We start from the raw sequence: 20,346 nt of genomic DNA on the forward strand, positions 1-20,346 counted from the left end.
CTTTCATCCCCCGCCTGTGTGAGTGCCGCCGTGTCCTTCCGTCCCGCCGCCCTGCTGCTCGCCTGCTGCTCGCTGCTGCTGAGCCTTTCCGTTCGCGCCGAGGTCAGCGTGCTGACCAGCATCAAGCCGCTGCAATTGATCGCTGCCGCTATTCAGGATGGTGAAGGTACGCCGGACGTGCTGTTGCCGCCGGGTGCCTCGCCGCACAGCTACTCGCTGCGTCCGTCCGACATCCGCCGTGTGCGCGACGCGCAGTTGTTCTACTGGGTCGGCCCGGACCTGGAGAGTTTCCTGCCCAAGGTGCTGGAAAGCCGCAAGGGCCCGAGCGTTGCGTTGCAGGATCAGGCCGGCATGCACCTGCGCAAGTTCGCCGACTTCAGCGAATCGAACCATCCGGGCCACGATGACGACCCTGGCCATGATGAGATGGGCCATGACCATGATCACCGTCCGGGCATGATCGACGCGCACCTCTGGCTGCTGCCGGCCAACGCCCAGGTGATCGCCGCGCGCATGGCCGAGGACCTGGCCATCGCCGATCCGGCCAACGCCAGCCGCTACCAGGCCAACCTGAAGGCCTTCGACGAGCGCATGGAAACCCTCGATGCGCGCCTGAAACAACGCATCGCGCCGCTCAAGGGCAAGCCGTTCTTTGTCTTCCACGAGGCTTTCGACTATTTCGAGGAAGCCTACGGCCTGCGCCATACGGGTGTCTTCGCCGTGTCCGCAGATGTCCAGCCTGGCGCGCGCCATGTCGCCGGCATGCGCGCGCAACTGCAGAAGGCCGGCCCTTCCTGCATTTTCAGCGAGCCGCCGATCCGCCCGCGCCTGGCCGATACCCTCAGCCAGGGCCTGCCGGTGCGCCTGGCCGAACTGGATGACCTGGGTGTGAGCGTCAAGGTCGACGCCCAGGGCTACGAGAACCTGCTGGGCAATCTGGCCGGCGAGTTCGCGAGCTGCCTGGAGAAACTCTGAAGCCAGGTCGGCGCGCCATCCTGCGAAGCGCTCCTCGAATACGGGGAGCGTTCTCCCCCGCAATTCCCCCTCTGCGCCATGCGCCGTCCCCGCGCCTGATCGTCGCACTTCCCCCGTCCGAAAATCGCCGCCAAACCTTCCGGTCGTCTGGAATTCCGGACCTGTCGCCGCACACGCCGTCCAACCGTCTATGTTGAGTGGTTGGGGAACTGACGATACTACATATTGATGTCAGTCAGTTTTTGGGGTCTACATATTGGGTCTACTCGCGTTCCATTGCGCCTGCCACCCAACCAACAGGAGGTTATTCCCCGGATGGCCAAGACCGATGCGCGCCCCCGTGGCGCCGACCAAGGAGTCCTCGCCCTGCAACCCGCCTCGCAGGACATCTGGGACAGCAAGTACCGCCTCAAGCACAAGAGCGGTAAACCCATTGACGGCAGCGTCGACGAGACCTGGCAGCGGGTTGCCCGCGCCCTGGCGGATGTCGAGGCGAACAAGGCCCTGCGCGAGACGTGGTACGAGCGCTTCCTGTGGGCCTTGCGCAATGGCGCCATCCCGGCGGGGAGGATCATTTCCAACGCTGGCGCCCAGGGGCACAAGCCGGCGACTTCAACCATCAACTGCACCGTCTCCGGCATCATCCGCGACTCGATGGATGACATCCTGCAGAAGGTCCACGAGGCGGGGCTTACGCTCAAGGCCGGCTGTGGCATAGGTTACGAGTTCAGTACGCTGCGTCCGCGTGGCGCTTACGTTTCCGGCGCTGGCGCACACACCAGCGGGCCGCTGTCGTTCATGGATATCTACGACAAGATGTGCTTCACCGTCAGTTCGGCCGGGGGCCGGCGCGGCGCACAGATGGGTACGTTCGATGTCAGCCATCCGGATGTACGCGAGTTCATCCGCGCCAAGCGGGAGGACGGCCGCCTGCGCCAGTTCAATCTCAGCCTGCTGATTACCGACGGTTTCATGGCCGCGGTGGAGGGCGACGACGAATGGCCGTTGGTCTTCCCGATCCATCAGAAGGAGCGCGACGAGGTCGACCTCAAGGACCCGGAGCAGGTTGTCTGGCGCGACTGGCCGATCCACGACGAGTACCTGATCGGCACGGATGGCCGGGTTGCCTGCAAGGTCTATGGCCGGGTCAAGGCGCGGCATCTGTGGGACATGATCATGGTCTCCACCTACGACTACGCCGAGCCGGGCTTCATTCTCATCGACCGAGTCAACGAGCTGAACAACAACTGGTGGTGCGAGGCCATCCGTGCGACCAACCCGTGCGGCGAGCAGCCGCTGCCGCCCTACGGCTCGTGTCTGCTCGGCTCGGTGAACCTGACCTGCTTCGTCACCGATCCCTTCGGCGAGAACGCGTGCTTCGACTGGGAGCGTTTCCGCGAGGTCGTGCGCATCTTCACCCGCATGCTCGACAACGTAGTGGAAATCAACGGGCTGCCGCTGGAGCAACAGCGTGCGGAAATACTTGGCAAGCGCCGCCACGGCATGGGCTTCCTTGGCCTGGGGTCGGCGCTGACGCTGCTCAAGCTGCGCTATGGCAGCCCGGAAGCCTGCGTATTTACCGAAGAGGTCGCACGGGAAATGGCGCTGGTCGGCTGGGAAGTCGCGCTGGAGCTTTCCCGCGAGAAAGGCCCGGCTCCGGCGTTGGCGCAGGACTATGAAGTCACCGCCGAGATGCTTCGCAAGCGGCCGGAAATGGTGGATGACGGCTACAAAGTTGGCGACCGGGTCGCCGGTCGCGTGCTCCACGCCAAGTACTCGCGCTACATGCAGCGAGTCGCCGAGTACGCGCCGCAACTGGTTGAAGAACTGGCCGAGCAGGGCGCCCGCTTTACCCACCATAGCTCCATCGCGCCCACCGGAACCATCAGCCTGAGCCTGGCCAACAATGCTTCCAACGGCATCGAGCCGAGCTTCGCGCACCACTACTCGCGCAACCTGATCCGCGCCGGGCGCAAGACCAAGGAAAAGATTTCGGTCTATAGCTATGAGCTGCTGGCCTACCGCGCCCACGTGGACAAGCATGCCGTGCCGGATGCCGAGGAAGAGCAGCACCGCCTGCCGGCCTACTTCATCACCGCCGACGACGTGACGCCGCAACAGCACGTGGATATTCAGGCCGCGGCGCAGAAGTGGATCGATTCGTCGATCTCCAAGACCGCCAACGTTCCCACCGACTACCCATTCGAGCAGTTCAAGGACATCTACCTCTACGCCTGGCGTCAGGGCCTGAAGGGCTGTACCACCTTCCGTTTCAACCCGGCGGCCTTCCAGGGCGTGCTGGTGAAGGAGGCGGACCTGGAGAAGACCGTCTATCGCTTCGAACTGGAGGACGGCAGCGTGGTGGAGCTCAAGGGCAACGAGGAGGTGGAGTACGACGGCGAGGTGCATACCGCCGCCAACCTCTTCGATGCCTTGAAAGAAGGCTATTACGGCAAGTACTGACTCTTGGAGAACTGCGATGAGTGTCAGGATCAATCAGAAGATCAAGGGCTTCCAGGTCGTCGACGTGGCCGAGGAGAAGGCCCGTGCCGAAGCCGCGGCCGCAGCCGCCGTGGTAAAGATGGACGAAACCCTGCAACGGCCGGAGATGTTGGTCGGCGCGACCTACAAGATCAAGTCGCCGTTGTTCGAGCACGCGCTGTACGTGACCATCAACGACGTGGTGCTCAACCCGGATACGCCCTATGAGCAGCGTCGTCCCTTCGAGATCTTCATCAACTCGAAGAACATGGATCATTTCCAGTGGATCGTCGCGCTCACCCGCATCATGTCCGCCGTGTTCCGCAAGGGTGGTGACTGCACCTTCCTGGTGGAGGAGATGAAGGCGGTGTTCGACCCGCGCGGCGGCTATCTCAAGCGCGGCGGCATCTACATGCCGTCCATCGTCGCCGAGATCGGCTTGGTGGTAGAGCGCCACCTGGTCGCCATCGGCCTGATGGAAGGTCCGCAGCTCGACGAAGAGCAGCGCCTCTACCTCGCGGAGAAACGCGCCGCCTACGAAGCCGCCCAGGGCACCAACAAGGCCGAGCCGGGCGAGGGTTTCCCCAGCGGCGCGCAGTTGTGCGGCAAGTGCAACACGCTGGCCGTGGTGCAGATGGACGGCTGTGCGACGTGCCTCAACTGCGGGCACTCCAAGTGCGGGTGAGCCGCAGTTCTTGCGGCCGCCCGGTGAACGACTGGCCAGGGATGGCCGGGCCTGGGTTGAACCTGGGCAGAGGTGTCGCGCCGGACTGCTCTCCCGAGGGGGCAGCTCGATCCTGCAGGATCGGCCCTGAGCTGTGCCGATCACAACGCAAGCGGCAACCGAATTTCCACCTTCTGCCTCTGCGCCAGTCTGCGCTCGAACTCCGCGGGATCGTGGATCAGCACGTCCTGGCCGGCGAATGCCTCGGCGGCGATCAGGCGGGACAGCCAGAACCGCACGCAGGCCACGCGGAGCATCTCCGGCCATAGCTCGGCCTCCAGCGCGGTGAACGGTCGCCTGGCGGCATAGGCCGCCAGCAGCGCGCGGGCGTGGGGGCCGTCGAGGGTGCCGTCCGGGTTCGAACACCAGTCGTTCACGGCGATCGCCAGGTCGTAGAGCATCCAGCCCGAACAGGCGTTATAGAAGTCGATCAGCCCGGTCAGGTGTGGGCCATCGAACAGTACGTTGTCGCGGAACAGGTCGGCGTGCAGGTTGGCGCGCGGCAGTGCCGGTTGTTCGGCCAGCAGGCGGGCGATCTCCTCCAGCGCATTGGCGAGCAAGCGCGCTGCGTTGCCGGATAGATGCGACTGGAATGCCTGGCCTTCCTTGAGCATCCAGCTCAGGCCCCGGTCGCTGGGGCGCTCGATGACGCGCTCGCGAGTGGCCAGGTGCAGGCGCGCAAGCAACTCGCCCACTTCGCTGCAGTGGTGGTTGTTCGGGGTGTGTTCGTGACGGCCGGCCAGGCGCGGTTGCAGCAGCGCGGGCTTGCCTTCGAGCTGGCGCAGGGCCTCGCCGTCGCGGGTGCGCAGCGCGTAGGGCACTGGCAGGTGGGCGTCGTGCAGCACGTCGAGCAGCTCGATGAAGAACGGCAGATCCTGCACCGGGCCGCGTTCGACCAGGGTGAGGACGAACTCGCCCTTTTCCAGGCTGACGAAGAAGTTGCTGTTCTCCGATCCCTCGGCGATACCGCGGAAGTCGCGCAGTCGGCCGAGCTCGTAGGGGGCGAGGAAATCTTCGAGAACAGGCCGCTCCAGAGGCGTGAATACCGACATGCTCAATCCTCTGGAGCGTCGTGGGGAAGAGGGTTTACCAGCTGAAGATCTGCCACTGCGGAATCAGCTTGTCGGGCTGGTCCGAGCGGATGAAGTTGCCATCGCTGCCGTCCTGGCGCACCAGGAAGTACGGCTTGCCGTGCTTGGGCACGACCTTGATGGCGTAGAGGAACCCATTGATGCGGTATTCCTGGATGGTCTTGTCGCCTTCCTGGCGGATTGTCACGTCCGGCTCGGCGCTTGGGGCATCGTCCGCCGCTACTGCGGTGGTCGCGCCAAGGCCCAGCAGAGTAGCGAGCAACAGGCGGTTCAACATACGCATGATAACCTTGTCCCTTTGTCGATTTGGCTACGGACAGTTTAGCCCGAGCCCTTCTGAAAAGGTTGATTCCACTCATGAGCCAAGCACCTCTCGTCCTCGTGGACGGCTCGTCCTACCTGTATCGCGCGTTCCATGCCCTGCCGCCACTGACGACCTCTACCGGCATGCCCACAGGCGCGGTGAAGGGCGTGCTGAACATGCTCAAGAGCCTGCGTAAGCAGTACCCGGACAGCCCGTTCGCAGTGGTCTTCGATGCCAAGGGGCCAACCTTCCGCGATGAACTGTTCGCCGAGTACAAGGCCAATCGCCCGTCGATGCCGGACGAACTGCGGGTGCAGGTCGAGCCGCTGCACGCCAGCGTAAGGGCGCTGGGCCTCCCGTTGCTGTGCGTGGAGGGCGTGGAGGCGGACGACGTGATCGGTACCTTGGCCCGGCGCAGCGCCACGGCGGGACGTCCGGTGGTGATCTCGACCGGTGACAAGGACATGGCGCAACTGGTCGACGGGCACATTACGCTGGTCAACACCATGACCGGTAGCGTGCTCGATCCCGATGGCGTGAAAGAGAAATTCGGTGTCGGTCCTGAGCTGATCATCGACTACCTGGCTCTCATGGGCGACAAGGTGGACAACATTCCAGGCGTGCCGGGAGTTGGCGAGAAGACCGCGCTGGGACTGCTCGTCGGCGTAGGCGGCGGTCTCGATGTGCTGTACGCCAGCCTGGACAAAGTGCCGGAGCTGCCGATTCGCGGCGCCAAGGGGCTGCCGGCCAAGCTGGAAGAACACCGCCAGATGGCCTTCCTCTCCTACGAGCTGGCGACCATCAAGACCGACGTGCAACTGGACGTCGACCTCGATTCCCTGCATCCGGGCGAGCCGCAGCGCGAGGCGCTGATCGGCCTGTACCGCGAGCTGGAGTTCAAGAACTGGCTGGATGATCTGCTGCGCGAGGCCAAGGATGAAGGCGGCGGCGATGTCGAGGCCGCTTCGGTCCAGGCCACCGCGAAGTACGACACGGTGCTGGAGCAGGCCGGGTTCGACGCCTGGCTGAAGAAGCTGGAGGCCGCCGAGCTGATCGCCTTCGACACCGAGACCACCAGTCTCGACCCGCAACAGGCGCAGGTGGTTGGCGTTTCCTTTGCGGTAACCGAAGGTGAGGCCGCCTACGTGCCGCTGGCGCACAACTACATGGGCGTGCCCGCGCAACTCGACCGCGATGCCGTGCTTCTGGCGCTCAAGCCGCTGCTGGAGGACCCGAAGAAGCGCAAGGTCGGCCAGCACGCCAAGTACGACATGAATGTCCTGGCCAATGCCTCGACGCCCATCGCTGTCCAGGGAGTCGCCTTCGATACCATGCTGGAGTCCTACGTGCTGGACTCCACCGCGACCCGTCACGACATGGACAGCCTGGCGCTGAAGTACCTCGGCCAGAGTACCATCCGTTTCGAGGACATCGCCGGGAAGGGGGCCAAGCAACTGACCTTCGACCAGATCGCCATCGAGCAGGCCGGTCCCTACGCCGCCGAGGATGCTGACGTGACCCTGCGCCTGCACCACGCGCTGTGGGCGAAGCTGCAGGCCATCCCGTCGCTGGAGAAGGTCCTGACCGAGATCGAGATGCCGTTGGTGCCGGTGCTGGCGCGCATCGAGCGCAATGGCGCGCTGGTCGACGCCAACCTGCTCGGCAAGCAGAGCGTCGAGCTGGGCGAGAAGCTGGTCGAACTGGAGCGCAAGGCGTTCGAGCTTGCCGGCGAAGAGTTCAACCTAGGCTCGCCCAAGCAACTGGGTGCCATCCTCTATGAAAAGCTGGGCCTGCCGATTCTGTCGAAGACCGCTACCGGCCAGCCGTCCACCGCCGAGAGCGTTCTCGCCGAGCTGGCCGAGCAGGACTACGAACTGCCCAAGGTCATCATGCAGTACCGCTCGCTGAGTAAGCTCAAGAGCACCTATACCGACAAGCTGCCGGAGCAGATCAACCCTCGTACCGGGCGCATCCACACCAGCTACCACCAGGCGGTGGCGGCTACCGGCCGGCTGTCCTCCAGTGACCCGAATCTGCAGAACATCCCGATCCGCACCGCCGAGGGCCGTCGCATTCGCCAGGCGTTCGTCGCACCCAAGGGCTACAAGCTGCTAGCGGCGGACTATTCGCAGATCGAGCTGCGCATCATGGCGCACCTGGCCAAGGACGAAGGTTTGCTCGATGCCTTCCGCCATGATCGCGACGTGCACCGCGCCACCGCCGCCGAAGTGTTCGGCGTGCCGCTGGAGGAAGTGACTTCAGACCAGCGCCGCAGCGCCAAGGCCATCAACTTCGGCTTGATCTACGGTATGAGCGCCTTCGGCCTGGCCAAGCAGATCGGCGTCGAGCGCAAGGAGGCCCAGGCTTACATCGACCGCTATTTCGCCCGCTACCCTGGTGTCCTGGCTTACATGGAGCGCACCCGCGCCCAAGCCGCCGAGCAGGGCTTCGTCGAAACGCTGTTCGGTCGCCGCCTGTACCTGCCGGAAATCGGCTCGAAGAACCAGGCCATGCGCAAGGCGGCGGAGCGTACGGCGATCAACGCGCCGATGCAGGGCACTGCCGCGGACATCATGAAGCGCGCGATGGTGGCTGTGGATAACTGGCTGCAGGAGAGCGGGGTCGATGCGCGCGTCATCCTGCAGGTACACGACGAACTGGTGCTGGAGGTTCGCGAGGAACAGCTCGATCAGGTCCGCGATGCCATTCGGCCGCTGATGAGCAAGGCTGCGGAACTGGACGTTCCACTCGTCGTCGAAGCCGGAGTGGGTGCGAACTGGGACGAGGCACACTGACGAACGGTCGCAGGGCCCGCGAGCCGGGCCTTGCAGCCGGGAAGTCAAGGGTCCTTCGGGACGCGCCGAAAGTTTTTTTTGTGACCCACTGAACTTTCCTGCGAGCACCCGAGTCAGAACTCGTGAATGGCTGGTGAAGCCCTTCGATGCTCCTTTGCAGTGTTTAGTGTTGGCAGATTACTGGACCCCGCCCTAGCGGTCCGGACTTAAACCCCGAACTTCCCCCTCCCCATACGAAGCTCGGGGTTTTTTTTGCCTGCGATTCAGCCTTCCGCTTCCTCGCTGAACTCGTCTTCGCCGTCATCCAGCAGGCCCAGCCAGCCGGCCAGCACTTCCTGCGCCTCTTCCACGCCCTGACGCTTCGGCGCCGAGAACAACTGCAGCGTGGCGACATCGCCCCAGCCCTGCTGAATTTCCTTGCGCACCTTGAGCAGTGCATTCTTCGCCGCGCCATAGGCGAGCTTGTCGGCCTTGGTCAGCAGTACGTGGATCGGCAACCGGCTGGCCTGCGCCCAGTCGAGCATCAGGCGGTCGAAATCCGTCAGCGGGTGGCGGATATCCATCAACAGCACCACGCCGGCAAGGCAGTTGCGGCTGCTCAGGTAGGCCTCCAAGTGCTGCTGCCAGTGCAGTTTCAGCGGGATGGGCACCTTGGCGTAGCCATAGCCTGGCAGGTCCACCAGGCGACGCTCGTCGTCCAGGCGGAAGAAGTTCAGTAACTGGGTGCGACCGGGGGTCTTGGAGGTGCGCGCCAGGTTGGCGTGGGTCAGCGCGTTCAGGGCGCTGGACTTGCCTGCGTTGGAGCGTCCGGCGAAGGCGACTTCCAGGCCGGAATCATCCGGGCACTGGTTCACCTTGGCGGCGCTGATAAGGAAAGTGGCCTGTTGGCACAGGCCGAGAATCGGGTTTTTCGCAGTGATCTTGGAGGACATGGGTATTCCGCAGAGGGGGGTGCGACTAGGTGTCGCGGGGGGCGGTCTCGTTTCCGTTTCAGTATTGGAAGTATATAATGCCGCCGATTTTGTGTGCGCTTTATCCCCCAGGGTCGGGAGCCACGGGAACCTTGAGTCCATGCACTTAGAACGTGGATGTTCCCTGACGATGAGGACAATCATGAAGAAACTGCTGTTCGCAGCCATCGTTGCCGCGCTGGCTTCCAGCGCCCAGGCGGCCCAGGAACCGGAAGCCGTGTTCAACCGGGCTTGTGGCGCCTGCCACAATGGCCAGTTGCCCATGGCCCCGAAAAAGGGCGACGCCGCCGCGTGGAAGCCTCGCCTGGACAAGGGCATGGATACGCTGGTGCAACATGTGACCAACGGTTTCAACGCGATGCCGCCTCGCGGCCTGTGCACCGACTGCAGCACCGAGGATTACCAGGCCATCATCCACTGGATGGCGAAGTAATCCCGGAGCCCTACTCTTTCACCCTTAGCCGTTATTGGATTAGCTGATGAACAAATTGATCGTGAGTCTGCTGTTGACCCTGGGCCTTACCGGCGTTGCGCACGCCGCTGGCGATGCCAAGGCCGGTCAGGCGAAAGCTGCTGTGTGTGGTGCCTGCCACGGCGCCGATGGCAACAGCATGGCGCCCAACTTCCCGAAACTGGCGGGCCAGGGCGAGCGTTACCTGCTCAAGCAGATGCACGACATCAAGGACGGCAAGCGTACCGTGCTGGAAATGACTGGCCTGCTGACCAACCTGAGCGACCAGGATCTGGCCGATATCGCGGCCTACTTCTCCAGCCAGAACATGAGCATCGGCATGGCCGATCCCAAGCTGGTCTCCGAGGGTGAAGCCCTTTTCCGTGGCGGCAAGCTCGCCGAGGGTATGCCGGCCTGCACCGGTTGCCACAACCCGAGCGGCCTGGGTAACGCCGAAGCCGGCTTCCCGCACCTGGGCGGCCAGCATGCGGCCTACACCGCCAAGCAGTTGACCTCTTTCCGCGAAGGTGAGCGTACCAACGACGGTGACGCGATGATCATGCGCAGCATCGCCGCCAAGCTGTCCAACAAGGACATCGCTGCGATCTCCAGCTACATCGAAGGCCTGCACTGACAGGCGCGCCTGGCGGAAATCGCTGGAATGAAAAAAGGGTGGCTTCGGCCGCCCTTTTTCGCTTCCGCCGCCACTACAATGCTGGAACCGTACCTGGCGCCCCAGGTCAAAACCGCTTTGTCCCGTCCCGCACTGGCAGGACGGATCCGCTCAGCCAAGGAGTGAACCATGCGTAACCTGATCTTCACCGCCGTGCTTGCCTTTGCCGGCCTGTTCGCCCTCAGTGCCAACGCCACCGAGTTCGAAGCCGGCAAGAACTACACCGAGCTGAGCCCCTCGGTGCCGGTCTCCCAGCCGGGCAAGATCGAGGTGGTGGAACTGTTCTGGTACGGTTGCCCGCACTGCTATGCCTTCGAACCGACCATCAACCCCTGGGTCGAGAAGCTGCCGGCAGACGTTCACTTCGTTCGCATTCCCGCCATGTTTGGCGGTCTTTGGAATATCCACGGCCAACTGTTCCTGACTCTGGAGTCGATGGGCGTCGAGAGCAAGGTCCACCATGCGATCTTCGAGAAACTGCACAACACCCCGAAGAGCCTGACCACCCCGGAAGAAATGGCCGAGTTCGTGGCTGAGCAGGGCGTCGACAAGGACAAGTTCCTGAGCACCTACAACTCCTTCGCCATCAAGGGTCAGATCGAGAAAGCCAAGAAACTGGCGATGGCCTACCAGATCAGCGGCGTACCGACGATGGTGGTCAACGGCAAGTATCGCTTCGACATCGGCTCGGCCGGTAACCCGGACGCTGCGCTGGAGCTGGCCGATCAACTGATCGCCAAGGAACGTGCTGCCGCCAAGGCCGCCCAGTAAGGTACCGGCGATGCTGCCCAGGCGGAGCCGCGAACGCACGGCGGGTGCCTGTACCGCACGCGTCAACCCCGACCACCAGCGCGTGGCAGGGTTGCCGGAGGACGGTCGGCTTCGCCTGCTCAGCTTCAATATCCAGGTTGGCATCAGCACCGAGCGTTACCGTCATTATCTGACCCGTGGCTGGCAGCATCTGCTGCCGACCGCCGGGCGCGCCGGCAACCTGCAGCGCATCGGCGCGCTGCTCGCCGACTATGACGTGGTGGCGTTGCAGGAAGCCGACGGCGGCAGTCTGCGTTCCGGCTACATCAATCAGGTGGAGCACCTGGCCCAGCTCGGCGACTTTCCGTACTGGTACCAGCAGCTCAACCGCAATCTCGGGCGTATAGCCCAGCACAGCAACGGCTTGCTCAGCCGGCTGCAACCGGCTGCGCTGGAGGACCACCCGCTGCCCGGGCCGCCGGGGCGAGGCGCGATTCTGATGCGCTTCGGCGATGGTGACGATGCTCTTGCGGTGGTGATGATGCACCTGGCACTCGGTGCGCGGACACGTACCCGCCAGCTCGCCTATATCCGTGAGCTGTTGCAGGGCTATAGGCACCATGTGCTGATGGGTGACATGAACACCCACGCCACCGACCTGCTGGAAAGCTCGCCCCTGCGTGACCTCGGGCTGATCGCGCCGCAGGTGGAGGCCACTTTCCCCAGTTGGCGTCCGCAGCGCTGCCTGGACCATATCCTGCTCAGTTCCGAGCTGGCGCTGGAGCGCGTCAGTGTCCTGCCGCAACCGATTTCCGACCACCTGCCCGTGGCCGTGGAGATCCGCCTGCCGGATGCCCTGCGCACTTCCTCGTCGCTCGCCTTGCGCGGCGAGGCCCCTGAATGAGCCGCGACGACGAGCAACGCTGGAAGCAGAAATACCTGGACAGTCTTGAGCAGCAGGAAAAGCTCGAGCGCCGCTGGGATGCCCGGGTGGATCTGCTGCGCCGGGGGTTGGTGCGGAGCAGCCTGGCGGCCGAAGGAAGCGACAAGGCGGTGGACGCCTGCATGCAGGAGCTGCGCGAAGTACTCCGGTGCGATGAGATGGATGCGGGCCTCGCTCGCCTGATCCCCCAGCTTGAGAAGGCTGTGCTCGACTCCGAGCAGCGACGCCAGCAGCGGGTGGAGCAGAATATCGCCGCGCTTGGCCAGTTGTCTCAGCAACTGCTGGCGCTGGACTTGCCGGGCGAGGTGCGCAAACCGCTCAAGCGCCTGGCGAAGGATATTCCCAGCCGCGCCAGTACCTCCCGCGAGTTGCCAGCGCTGCTCAGTGAGTTGAGCAACCTGCAGCGTCGCGTTCTTGACCACTTCGGCGAAAGCGTTGCCGAACAACGTCCCGGCCTGCTGCAGCGGCTGTTCGGCAGCCGCGATGGCGTGCCGTCTGACGCAGTGGAGCAGGCACCTGCTGCCCTGCCTGTAATGGCTGATGCAGCCGCGCCGCTGCCTGCGACAGAGGTGGCGGTGCCAGAGGCCGTTGCGGAAACTCAATCACCCGCACCCGCACCCGCACCCGCACCCGCACCCGCACCCGCACCCGCACCCGCACCCGCACCCGCACCCGCACCCGCACCCGCACTTGTTGTGGCGCCCGCCGCAGCGGAAGTTGCGGGTCAGGGACGCGCTGAATCGGTCATCTCCGGCAATGCCGAGCCGGTAGCCGTTGCGGAACCCTCTCGCGCACCGGAAGCACCGAACGAGCCGGCGCTGCTCGACAGCCTGCCCCTGCCGCCCGGTCTGTTCGGCAAGCCGGAGGAGCTCACTGAGGCGAGCGATCCCTACGCCTTGCCGCCGCGCCCGGAGCCGGGTTACAGCGCCGTGGCGCCGCATATCGAGGCCAGCCTGCTGCACCTGCTGGACGAAATGCGCCTGCCGGCAACCCATCAGCCCCAGGCCGAGGCGCTGCGTACACGTATTCATGGCAGCCTGAACTGGTACGAACTGGTGCCGGTCCTGGACGATCTGGCGGTGCTAGTGTTGTCGCTCAACGACAGCGGCCAGCGCGAGTTCGAAGGCTACCTGCATCAGCTCAACGAGCGCCTGGGTGCCTTTCTCGACGGCCTGCAGACCGTACATGAGGATCACGCCGGCTCCAGCTCCAGTGCGCGCCGCCTGGATGACAGCCTGCGCGAGCAGGTCAGCGGGCTGAAGGACAGCGTTCTGGGCGCGACCGATCTGGATAGTCTCAAGCATACGGTTGAGTCCCGGTTGCAGGGGTTGGTCGGCACGATGGACCGCTTTCGCGAGGAGCGTGAAGCCCGTGAGCGCGAGGTAGGAGAGCGCATCCAGTCGCTGATGACCCGCGTGGCGAACATGGAAGAAGAGGCGCGCACCTTCAAGGCCAATATCGAAGATCAGCGGCAGAAGGCCATGACCGACGCACTCACCGGCCTGCCCAACCGCGCCGCGCTGAGCGAGCGGCTGGAGCTGGAGATGGCGCGCTGGCAGCGCTACGGCGGCGATCTGCTGTTAGCGGTGCTGGACGTGGACCACTTCAAGCGCATCAACGACGACTTCGGCCACCTGGCCGGCGACAAGGTGCTGAAGATCATCGCCAGCGAACTGGCCCGGCGCTTGCGCAAGACCGATTTCATCGCTCGTTTCGGCGGCGAGGAGTTCGTCGTACTGCTGCCGTCGACGCCGCTGGATGGTGGCCGGCAACTGCTTGAAGTGCTGCGTGCAGCGGTGGAAGCCTGTCCGTTCCACTTCAAGGGCGAGCGGCTGGCGATTACCTGCTCCGCCGGCCTGACCGCATTCCGCAGGGGTGAGCGTAGCGAGGCAGTCTTCGAGCGCGCCGACCAGGCTCTGTACCGAGCCAAGCGCGGCGGTCGCAACCGCCTGGAAGTCGACTGAGGCCCTCTTTCGCCGGGGAAAGCGCGTCCACCCCCTGTGCGGCCCCCCTTTGCGCGGGAAGTCCTTGACGAACGAAAGCTATTAGGTTTTGATTCGCGCAATTATCTTTCGAATCGAAACTTATACGCTCATGTCGAAACGCAATACGCCGCAACGCCGCCACGACATCCTCGCCTTGCTCGCCGAGCAGGGAGAGGTAAGCGTGGATGACCTCGCACGGCGTTTCGCCACCTCAGAAGTCACCATCCGCAAGGACCTGGCGGCGCTTGAGAGCAACGGCCTGCTGCTGCGCCGCTATGGTGGCGCGGTCCCGATGCCCCATGAGCTGATTGGCGAAACCAGCCAACCGCTGTCGCGTTACAAGCAGGCCATAGCCCGTGCGGCTGCGACCTGCATCCGTGAGCACGCGCGGATCATCATCGACAGCGGGAGCACTACCGCTGCGCTGATTCCCGAGCTGGGCCGCAAGCCAGGGCTGCTGGTGATGACCAATTCGCTCAATGTGGCCAATGCGCTGCGTGAGCTGGAGCGCGAGCCGGTGCTGCTGATGACCGGTGGGACCTGGGATCCCCACTCCGAATCTTTCCAGGGCCAGGTGGCCGAGCAGGTCCTGCGCTCCTACGATTTCGATCAGTTGTTCATCGGTGCCACCGGGCTCGACCTGGAGCGCGGCACTACGACATTCAATGAGCTGCTGGGGCTGAGCCGGGTCATGGCCGAAGTCGCCCGTGAGGTGATCGTCATGGCCGAAGCCGACAAGCTGGGACGCCGCATTCCCAATCTGGAGCTGCCGTGGAGCAGCGTGCAGATACTGATAACCGACGAACGCCTGAGCGACGAGGCGTACGAACTGATCCAGGCACGTGGCGTGAAAGTGATCCGCGCACGCTGCGAAGACTGAAGGAGAACCGACTCATGTGTGGAATCGTTGGCGCAATCGCCGAACGTAATGTGACCCCGATCCTCGTCGAAGGCCTCAAGCGCCTCGAGTACCGAGGCTACGATAGCGCCGGGGTTGCCGTGGTCGACGGCAACGGCGCGCTGGATCGCCGCCGTCGCGCGGGCAAGGTTTCGAGCCTGGAGCAGGCCATCGAGGAACAGCCGCTGGCCGGACGCCTGGGCATCGCCCACACCCGCTGGGCCACCCACGGCGCGCCCACCGAGTCCAACGCCCATCCGCACTTCTCCCACGGCGAAGTGGCCGTGGTGCACAACGGCATCATCGAGAACTACGAAGCGCTGCGCGAGATGCTCCAGGCGCGTGGCTACGAGTTCACTTCGCAGACCGATACTGAAGTCATCGTCCATCTGCTGCACCTGCGCCTGACCGAGCTGGGCGACCTTACCGTCGCTCTCAAGGCCGCGGTCAAGGAGTTGCACGGTGCCTACGGCCTGGCTGTGATCAGTTCCAGGCAGCCCGACCGTATCCTTGCTGCGCGCAGTGGCAGCCCGCTGGTGGTGGGCCTGGGCCACGGCGAAAACTTCCTCGCCTCCGACCAGCTCGCGTTGCGCCAGGTGACCGACCGCTTCATCTACCTCGAAGAAGGCGATATCGCCGAGATCCGTCGCGATAGCGTGCAGCTTTGGGATGTGAAGGGCCAGCCCGTGCAGCGCGAAACCGTGCGCTACCACGAAGGTGCCGAGGCAGCCGACAAGGGCACCTATCGCCACTTCATGCTCAAGGAAATCCACGAGCAGCCCGCCGTTGTGCAGCGCACCCTGGAAAGTCGCCTGGGCACCGAGCAGGTGCTGGTAGACAATTTCGGCCCGCAGGCCCGCGACTTGCTGGCCAAGGTGCGCAATGTGCAGATCGTCGCCTGCGGCACCAGCTACCATGCCGGCATGGTCGCCCGTTACTGGCTGGAAGGCCTGACCGGCATTCCCTGCCAGGTCGAAGTTGCCAGCGAGTTCCGCTACCGGAAAGTCGCCGTGCACCCTGATTCGCTGTTCGTCACCATTTCCCAGTCCGGTGAAACCGCCGATACCCTGGCTGCGCTGCGCTATGCCAAGGAGCTGGGCTTCCTGTCGAGCCTGGCGATCTGCAACGTTGCTACCAGCTCGCTGGTGCGCGAATCGGACATGACCCTGTTGACCAACGCCGGCCCGGAAATCGGCGTTGCTTCCACCAAGGCGTTCACCACCCAGTTGGTGGCGCTGATGCTGCTGACCCTGGGCATCGGTCAGGTGCAGAAGCGCCTGGGCGAGGGTGTCGAGGCCAAGCTGGTAGCTGAGCTGCGTCGCCTGCCGACTCGCCTGGAGGAGGCGCTGGCGATGGAAACGGTGGTAGAAAAAGTCAGCGAACTGTTCGCCGAGAAGCACCACACCCTGTTCCTTGGCCGCGGCGCCCAGTATCCGGTGGCGATGGAGGGCGCGCTCAAGCTCAAGGAAATTTCCTATATCCACGCCGAGGCCTACCCGGCCGGAGAGCTCAAGCACGGCCCGCTGGCACTGGTAGACGCCGACATGCCAGTGGTTACCGTGGCGCCGAACAACGAGCTGCTGGAGAAGCTCAAGTCCAACCTGCAGGAAGTGCGCGCCCGTGGTGGCGAGCTGGTGGTCTTCGCCGAAGGCGGCACCGGCATCGACAATGGCGCGGGTATCCACGTGGTGGGCATGCCGGCGATCCATGACAGCCTGGCACCGATTCTCTACACCGTGCCCCTGCAACTGCTGTCGTATTACGTTGCAGTGCTCAAGGGCACTGACGTCGACCAGCCGCGTAACCTGGCGAAGTCCGTGACGGTGGAGTAGGCCGCAGCCCGTGAAACAGCGGGCGCGCCAATGGGAAAAGGTCCTTTCGGGGGCCTTTTTTCGTTCATGGGGGAGGCGGGGGATCAACATTCCCCCGGTGCCTGCACGTCCGGGGGTGTGGACGGGGCACCGAGGCCATGCGGCAGGAGCCGCAACACGAGGGGAATGAAAATCGACCTTGTCTTGTGGACAAGGTCGGACTCCGACCCTTCGAGGGGTACCTGACAAGTCTCCCGAAGGGTGCGAGAGCGGGCCAACGATAGAAGCTGGCTACTGGCCGGTCAATCGAAAACGGCAAACGCTCGTTGGCCATGTTCGATATTCGAACCGAATGCGCATTGATGAACCGCGGATTTCGTTAGCCGGCTATCGGAGGTGTCTATACTGTTTCCGAATGTGTCAGCGAAAGATCGCCGAGGCGATGTGTCTGATGCGGGGCGACCAGGGACTTTCGCCCAGATGTCCGGGAAGCAGTTCAACCCAACAAGAGAAGCCCCATGAACGCACCTGCCTCGACTCCCCAGTACTCGGCCCATGAGCGCCGTTCGCGCATCCTCGCCATCGTCGGCGCCTCCTCGGGCAACCTGGTGGAGTGGTTCGACTTCTACGTCTACGCCTTCACCGCCCTCTACTTTGCCCATGCGTTCTTCCCGTCGGACAACCCGACGGTACAGTTGCTCAACACTGCAGGAGTCTTCGCCGCCGGTTTCCTGATGCGCCCCATCGGTGGCTGGATGTTCGGCCGCATCGCCGACAAGAAGGGCCGCAAGACCGCGATGATGATCTCGGTGCTGATGATGTGCGGCGGTTCGCTGGCCATCGCGGTGATGCCGACCTACGCCACCATCGGCGTCGCGGCGCCTGTGCTGCTGCTGATCGCGCGGCTGTTCCAGGGGCTTTCGGTGGGCGGCGAGTACGGCACCAGCGCCACCTACATGAGCGAAGTGGCGCTCAAGGGCCAGCGTGGCTTCTTCGCCTCGTTCCAGTACGTCACCCTGATCGGCGGCCAGTTGCTGGCGGTGCTGGTGGTGGTGATCCTGCAACAGCTTCTGAGCTCAGATGAACTGAAGGACTGGGGCTGGCGGATTCCCTTCGTGGTCGGCGCAATCACCGCGGTGATTGCCTTCTACCTGCGCCGGTCGCTGAACGAGACGGCCAAGGAAGCCAACCTCCAGCGCAAGGAGTCCGGCACGCTCACCGAACTGTTCACCCATCACAAGCGCGCCTTCTTCACCGTGCTCGGCTTTACCGCGGGCGGCTCGCTGATCTTCTACACCTTCACCACCTACATGCAGAAATACCTGGTGAACACCGCCGGGATGGACGCCAAGCTGGCCAGCGGCGTGATGACCTTCGCGCTGTTCGTCTACATGTGCATGCAGCCCCTGTTCGGCTCGCTCTCCGACCGTATCGGCCGCAAGACCTCGATGCTCTGGTTCGGTGCGTTGGGGATGATCTTTACCTGGCCGATCCTTTCCGCGCTCAAGGCGGTGAGCAGCCCATACCTGGCCTTTGTGCTGATCATCGCGGCGATGGCCATCGTCAGCCTGTACACCTCCATCAGCGGGCTGATCAAGGCGGAGATGTTCCCGCCGCAGATCCGTGCGCTGGGCGTGGGCCTTTCCTACGCCGTGGGTAATGCCATCTTCGGCGGCTCGGCCGAGTACGTGGCGCTCGGGCTCAAGAGCGTGGGTGTGGAAGAGTATTTCTACATCTATGTCTCGGTGATGTGCGGCGTGGCGCTGATCGTCTGCCTGCTGCTGCCGGACCTGCGCAAGGTCAGCTATCTCAACGATGAAGACTGACCCGGCGCGCAGCCCGGATATCTAGCCGCCCGTCCGGCCGCGCAGTGCGTGGTTGGGCAGGGCCAGGGCGAGCAGCAGCGCCAGTACGCCGAAGCCGGCGTTGATCAGGAACAGGTGGCTGAACACCCGGTCCAGCACCAGGCGCTGAGCTTCATGGCCTGCGCCACTCAGGCTTTCCAGCAGCGCGCTGGCCGACAGGCCTTGGCCGGCATCACCCGCCAGCGGCTGCAGCATGGCCAGTAACAACGCCGACATCAGTGCGATGCCCACCGCTCCGCCCAGGGAGCGGAACAGCGTGATGTTGCTGGTCGCAACGCCCAGGAAGCGCGTGTCCACGGCACTCTGCGCCGCCACCAGGCTGGTGGGGAACTGGGTCCCGGCGGCGATACCCGTCAGCAGCATGCAGAGGCCCGAGAACAGGTAGGCATCCGGCGTGGCGAGCGCCAGGCCGACGATGGCGCAGGGCGTCAGCAGCGCTCCGGCTACGATCTGCGGCTTGTAGCGGCCGAGCACCGCCGTCAGGCGGCCACAGCAGTACGCGCCGATCGGTACGCCCATCGCCAGCGGCAACAGGTGCAGTGCCGCGCTGTCGGCGCCGGCTCCGGTAACCGACTGGAAGCGCAACGGCACCAGAACCGATAACGAAATGACCTGGAAGCTGGCGAAGAAGCCGATCAGCCAGCTCAAGGTCGCCGCGCGAATACCGAACAGTTGCATTGGCACCAGCGGCTCCGGGGCGCGACGCTCCTGCACCACGAAGAGCACGATCAGCACCAGCGCCGCAGTGAGCAGGCCGAGCATCTGGGGATCGTTCCAGCGCGCGCCTTGGCCGACTTCGGTGATGGCCAGAAGCAGGCTGCCCAAGCCTGCGATCATCAGAACCGTCCCCAGGTAGTCGATCACCGGTTTGCGCCCCGGTACGGGCAGGCCGCGCAGGGTCTGACGCGATACCGCGAGGGCGACCAGGCCCACCGGCAGGTTGATCAGGAACACCCAGCGCCACGACAAGTATTCGGTCAGCAGCCCGCCGAGTACCGGTCCGGCGATGCTGGCGATGGCGTACATGCTGCTGAAATAGCCCTGGTAGCGCCCGCGTTCCCGCGGTGGAACGATGTCGCCGATGATCGCCTGACTCACCGACATCATGCCGCCGGCGCCGATGCCCTGCAGGACACGGGCGATCACCAGTTGCTCCATGCTCTGGGCTGCGCCGCACAGCAGCGAGGCGGCGGTGAACAGGCCGATGGCGAAGAGAATCAGCACGCGGCGGCCATAGAGGTCACCGAGCTTGCCGTAGATCGGCATCGAGATGGTCATCGCCACCATGTAGCCGGAGATCACCCAGGCAAGCAGGTCGAAGTCGCCGAAGCCGGCGGATATGGCAGGGAGGGATACGGCGACGATGGTCTGGTCGAGTGCACCGAGGAAGATCGCCAGCATCAACCCCACCAATACGGTGCGGACGGCCGGGCGCGGCTCGGAGAAGGTATTCAAAACTGCAGACCCCTTCATTGCAGTGGTCGGAATGCCCCCGGTAGGGAGCGGTAGTTTAGTGCAATGCGACGCCGGGCTGTCACGCCGGCTTCACCTTCTCAGGGTAGGAAAGGCTCTATCTCGAGCGCGGAGACGATGTATCGCGGATTGGCTGCTACGCTTGCGTAGCGAACT

Annotated in this window: 16 protein-coding genes; 12 read left to right on the top strand and 4 right to left on the bottom strand. The window is 64.2% G+C overall.

The features are described 5' to 3' along the window. Positions 1–30: 30 nt before the first annotated feature. From znuA to OU419_RS00945, 3 genes are all read left to right on the top strand, one after another. A complete protein-coding gene (znuA, locus tag OU419_RS00935; protein ID WP_254469854.1) occupies positions 31–975 on the top strand; it encodes a zinc ABC transporter substrate-binding protein ZnuA in 945 nt (314 codons plus the stop codon). 315 nt (positions 976–1,290) lie between these two features. Continuing rightward, positions 1,291–3,438 (top strand): adenosylcobalamin-dependent ribonucleoside-diphosphate reductase, encoded by a 2,148-nt coding sequence (locus OU419_RS00940; protein ID WP_408004916.1) that lies wholly within the window; start codon positions 1,291–1,293, stop codon positions 3,436–3,438. A gap of 16 nt (positions 3,439–3,454) precedes the next feature. After that, a complete protein-coding gene (locus OU419_RS00945) occupies positions 3,455–4,141 on the top strand; it encodes a TSCPD domain-containing protein (RefSeq protein WP_254469856.1) in 687 nt (228 codons plus the stop codon). Between the two features lie 140 nt (positions 4,142–4,281). Here OU419_RS00945 and OU419_RS00950 read toward each other — a convergent pair whose 3' ends face one another. Beyond that, on the bottom strand, positions 4,282–5,232 hold the full coding sequence (locus OU419_RS00950; protein WP_254469857.1) for a homoserine kinase: 951 nt from the start codon (positions 5,230–5,232) through the stop codon (positions 4,282–4,284). A gap of 34 nt (positions 5,233–5,266) precedes the next feature. Beyond that, positions 5,267–5,554 (bottom strand): DUF2782 domain-containing protein, encoded by a 288-nt coding sequence (locus OU419_RS00955; protein ID WP_254469858.1) that lies wholly within the window; start codon positions 5,552–5,554, stop codon positions 5,267–5,269. A gap of 74 nt (positions 5,555–5,628) precedes the next feature. Between OU419_RS00955 and polA the strand changes: the two genes are divergently transcribed. Further along, entirely contained in the window at positions 5,629–8,370 is a 2,742-nt protein-coding gene (gene polA, locus OU419_RS00960) for a DNA polymerase I (RefSeq protein ID WP_254469859.1), read from the top strand. A gap of 263 nt (positions 8,371–8,633) precedes the next feature. Here polA and yihA read toward each other — a convergent pair whose 3' ends face one another. Next, complete coding sequence (gene yihA, locus OU419_RS00965; RefSeq protein ID WP_254470339.1) at positions 8,634–9,290, bottom strand: ribosome biogenesis GTP-binding protein YihA/YsxC; 657 nt, start codon at positions 9,288–9,290, stop codon at positions 8,634–8,636. 193 nt (positions 9,291–9,483) lie between these two features. Here yihA and OU419_RS00970 point away from each other — a divergent pair, with 193 nt between their 5' ends. The 8 genes from OU419_RS00970 to OU419_RS01005 all read left to right on the top strand — a co-directional run bounded on the left by OU419_RS00970 (position 9,484) and on the right by OU419_RS01005 (position 18,678). After that, a complete protein-coding gene (locus OU419_RS00970; RefSeq protein WP_254469860.1) occupies positions 9,484–9,774 on the top strand; it encodes a c-type cytochrome in 291 nt (96 codons plus the stop codon). A 46-nt stretch (positions 9,775–9,820) separates the two neighbouring features. Then, on the top strand, positions 9,821–10,426 hold the full coding sequence (locus OU419_RS00975; protein ID WP_254469861.1) for a c-type cytochrome: 606 nt from the start codon (positions 9,821–9,823) through the stop codon (positions 10,424–10,426). A 168-nt stretch (positions 10,427–10,594) separates the two neighbouring features. Next, on the top strand, positions 10,595–11,236 hold the full coding sequence (locus OU419_RS00980) for a thiol:disulfide interchange protein DsbA/DsbL (RefSeq protein ID WP_254469862.1): 642 nt from the start codon (positions 10,595–10,597) through the stop codon (positions 11,234–11,236). Between the two features lie 10 nt (positions 11,237–11,246). Then, complete coding sequence (locus OU419_RS00985; protein ID WP_254469863.1) at positions 11,247–12,119, top strand: endonuclease/exonuclease/phosphatase family protein; 873 nt, start codon at positions 11,247–11,249, stop codon at positions 12,117–12,119. Next, a complete protein-coding gene (locus OU419_RS00990) occupies positions 12,116–14,122 on the top strand; it encodes a GGDEF domain-containing protein (protein WP_254469864.1) in 2,007 nt (668 codons plus the stop codon). The genes OU419_RS00985 and OU419_RS00990 overlap by 4 nt, the downstream gene beginning before the upstream one ends. Before the next feature lie 130 nt (positions 14,123–14,252). Next, positions 14,253–15,023, top strand: a complete 771-nt coding sequence (locus OU419_RS00995) for a DeoR/GlpR family DNA-binding transcription regulator (RefSeq protein WP_254469865.1) — start codon at positions 14,253–14,255, stop codon at positions 15,021–15,023. 14 nt (positions 15,024–15,037) lie between these two features. Next, positions 15,038–16,873, top strand: a complete 1,836-nt coding sequence (gene glmS / locus OU419_RS01000) for a glutamine--fructose-6-phosphate transaminase (isomerizing) (protein WP_254469866.1) — start codon at positions 15,038–15,040, stop codon at positions 16,871–16,873. 497 nt (positions 16,874–17,370) lie between these two features. Next, positions 17,371–18,678, top strand: coding sequence for an MFS family transporter (locus OU419_RS01005; protein ID WP_254469867.1), 1,308 nt, complete (start codon positions 17,371–17,373; stop codon positions 18,676–18,678). Positions 18,679–18,699: 21 nt separating this feature from the next. Here OU419_RS01005 and OU419_RS01010 read toward each other — a convergent pair whose 3' ends face one another. Further along, entirely contained in the window at positions 18,700–20,190 is a 1,491-nt protein-coding gene (locus OU419_RS01010) for an MDR family MFS transporter (RefSeq protein ID WP_408004917.1), read from the bottom strand. Positions 20,191–20,346: the final 156 nt, after the last annotated feature.

Source organism: Pseudomonas triclosanedens (assembly GCF_026686735.1).
Lineage (GTDB): Bacteria > Pseudomonadota > Gammaproteobacteria > Pseudomonadales > Pseudomonadaceae > Pseudomonas > Pseudomonas triclosanedens.